The organism is Gammaproteobacteria bacterium (assembly GCA_003696665.1).
GTDB lineage: Bacteria > Pseudomonadota > Gammaproteobacteria > Enterobacterales.
On the sequence record RFGJ01000008.1, the window covers coordinates 1 to 2,472 of the forward strand.

Consider the following 2,472-nt stretch of genomic DNA (forward strand, 5'->3'; position numbering starts at 1 on the left):
CAGAGCACTGTCACTATGGGAGCACGATATGCCATCCTTTGAACAGCTTTCCTCGACTGAGCCTTTTATGATCGATACTCTCGATCTGCACCAGTGGCTTCAATGGGTATTGATCCCGAGGTTACGACAGGCGATTTCTGACCAAGCCGCGTTGCCCGAAAAGTGCGCTATTGCTCCCGTGGCAGAGATGTTTTATGAGGGTGCGAGTTTTGATGCGAGTCGATTGTGTAAGATACTCGCGCGAATTGATCATTTGCTGAGTCATGCCTAAGCTGTCGGCTCAGAATACGGCGACAATATGACGCCGTGTAACTCGTTGCCAATCATGTCCACAAAGCCCTCAAAACGCTTTTCACCGTCCGTGGCAAACTCAAACCGATAGCGCCGAACCAGATGCAGACCACGCTGCCGCTCGTATTTCGGTGTCCACTGAATTAAAGCGACCGTGTCATCAAGAAACTGAAGCCCAAGGCGTGTGCATGTTCGGCGTGCCGCATGGACAGCGATTTCTCGCACACGCGCACCACGCCACCACACGACGGCAACGAGTGAAAGCAGGGCCAGAAAAAAAAGACGAAATAGCATGCATCAACAGCAGGCCAATCTTAGGCCTGCTGACAAATTACTTTTCACCCGACTCAGTGGCAACATTAACCTTGTCCACGCCAGCGCGTTTCACCGCATCCACCACTTTGGTGACCACGTCCATCGACGCATCTGGATGTGTGATGACAATAACCGGCGCTTTAGAGTTCTGTGAGCGACGGCTTTGGACATTCCCTTCGATGGCCCGAAAGTCGACTTCACGCTTGTTGACCGTAATGCGATCATCTGCCGAAATCCTAATCACCACCGGCTCCACATTCGTTTGTTGAGCACTATTGGTTTGCGAATTCGCAGGCCGTTGAATGTCCAGACCGGACTCTTTGACAAAGGAAGTCGTCACAATGAAGAAAATCAACATGATGAACACGATGTCCAGCATCGGCGTCATGTCGACTTCTGCTTCATCTGCAATATGGCTGTGTTTTCTTTTCATAACTGTGCTCAAACATTCAATTCAGTGACCAAAAACCGCTGGCACTGCCAGCAATAAGACGCTAACTATAGCGGTTCGCCCGCCCATCTGTCCAGCATCAGCCACAAATATCGGCCCTATCTTTGGCAACCGGCGCAGTAGTATGTGCTTCGGCCGGAAATCACAATACGCCGTATGGTCTGCTGGCAAACGGAGCAAGGCGCATCATCACGGCCATATACCTCAAGACGTTGCGCGAAATACCCAGGACGACCATCGGTGCGAATAAAATCCTTGAGCGTGGTGCCACCCGCCGCAATGGCCTGAGACAGCACGGCTTTGATCGCATCAACAAGTCTTGCCAGACGGTCACGTCCGATTTTTCCAGCGGGCGTCGTCGGCCTGATTTTGGCCAAAAACAGGGCTTCACAGGCATAAATGTTCCCGACGCCCGCCACCACCGTTTGGTCCATAATAAAATTCTTTATCGGGACGGAGCGGCCACGACTTCGTTGATACAAATAATCAGTTGAAAAATCATCCGACAGCGGCTCGGGCCCCAGTTTAGCCAAGTAAGGCGGCAAGTGCTCAAGGTCTTCACGGTAATCGAGAAAGCCAAACCGCCGTGGATCGTGGTAACACAAAATGCCGTTGTTTTCGAAATGCCACCGGAAGTGTTCGTGTTTCTTCCATGGAAACGAATGTTCCCGAATCACCCGGAAGGCGCCAGACATCCCCAAATGGGCGATGACTATCGCTCGCTCAAACCGAAACAACAGATACTTTGCCCGACGTTCGATGCATTGCAACACTTGATTCGTGAGCTTGTTCTCTAGCGATAACGGGATTGGGTGACGCAAATGTCGCTGGCGAATCTCGATCGACTGCAATCGTCGGCCCTCAAGATGGGGCGATAAGCCACGGCGGGTTGTTTCGACTTCAGGCAATTCTGGCATCTTTACTGATGTCTCAGCCAATTGGGAACCAATTGCTTATTTTGCCTTGTGTCGAATAAATAGCGAAGTGATTTTTCCGGCAGTGCTATCACCAGTTGGTTGTCATTTACTGAGATGCCATAGCGGACATAGTGGTGTTCGGAGCGAACTTCCAGCACATGCTCCGGTGCTTTATTGTCAGCCGTCTCTATCCCATTTGGCAATTGCGGCCGAGACAACAGTTTTAGCCAGTCAATGACCGTCTCGGGCGAGATGGCTCGGCCATCCAACCACACATGCGTCACCACATCCTCATGCCACAGCACCACCGGAGCTATCTGAGGTTGGCCTTTGTTTTCGACAAGATGCTTGTGCACCACTAAGATCAGAATGATCATGGCCGCGGTGACAAAGATGACCACATTAAGCCACTGACGCTCGTTGCCCATGTTGCTAACCGTTCAACAGTTCGAGACTTTCCTTTGCCCACGCAATGGCTTCCATGTAGGCCGTGTTGAG

5 protein-coding genes are annotated in these 2,472 nt (G+C 51.4%); 1 reads left to right on the forward strand and 4 read right to left on the reverse strand.

The genetic code is table 11. From position 1 onward, the window contains the following. On the forward strand, positions 1-271 hold a 271-nt coding region (locus tag D6694_00195; GenBank protein RMH48686.1), incomplete at its 5' end, for a YqcC family protein. On the opposite strand, the gene D6694_00200 is transcribed toward D6694_00195, so the two are convergent. The 4 genes from D6694_00200 to D6694_00215 all read right to left on the reverse strand — a co-directional run bounded on the left by D6694_00200 (position 268) and on the right by D6694_00215 (position 2,402). Further along, positions 268-585 carry a DUF3301 domain-containing protein gene (locus tag D6694_00200; GenBank protein RMH48687.1) on the reverse strand — a complete coding sequence of 106 codons (318 nt, stop codon included), beginning with the start codon at positions 583-585 and terminating at the stop codon, positions 268-270. The genes D6694_00195 and D6694_00200 overlap by 4 nt on opposite strands. Positions 586-622: 37 nt before the next feature. Continuing rightward, entirely contained in the window at positions 623-1,039 is a 417-nt protein-coding gene (locus D6694_00205) for a biopolymer transporter ExbD (GenBank protein RMH48688.1), read from the reverse strand. A gap of 116 nt (positions 1,040-1,155) precedes the next feature. Next, entirely contained in the window at positions 1,156-1,974 is an 819-nt protein-coding gene (locus tag D6694_00210) for a bifunctional DNA-formamidopyrimidine glycosylase/DNA-(apurinic or apyrimidinic site) lyase (protein ID RMH48689.1), read from the reverse strand. 2 nt (positions 1,975-1,976) lie between these two features. Next, entirely contained in the window at positions 1,977-2,402 is a 426-nt protein-coding gene (locus D6694_00215) for a hypothetical protein (GenBank protein ID RMH48690.1), read from the reverse strand. Positions 2,403-2,472 lie beyond the last annotated feature (70 nt).